Consider the following 245-nt stretch of genomic DNA (forward strand, 5'->3'; position numbering starts at 1 on the left):
GACGAGGGCGAGGCCCCGCCCGCCGGTCGCGTCGCCGTCGGCGCACCGCGGCACGGGCGCGCGGTCACTGGCGTCGGCGACCTCCAGCCGTACGGTGACCGACTCGTCGGCGCCCCTGCGGCCCGCGCCCGGCAGCGAGAGCCGCAGCACGGCCGGACAGCCGGTGTGCACCTCGGCGGTGGTGACCAGCTCGGAGACGAGCAGGATCACCGTCTCGGCCAGCGGCTCGTCCGCCGCTATACCGG

1 pseudogene is annotated in these 245 nt (G+C 77.6%); it reads right to left on the reverse strand.

The annotated features are described in order from the left end of the window. Window positions 1-245 (reverse strand): annotated as a pseudogene (locus KVT45_RS55505) (ATP-binding protein); the annotation flags it as partial.

This window comes from Streptomyces sp. GbtcB6, assembly GCF_019091475.1.
GTDB classification, from domain to species: Bacteria; Actinomycetota; Actinomycetes; order Streptomycetales; family Streptomycetaceae; genus Streptomyces; species Streptomyces hyaluromycini.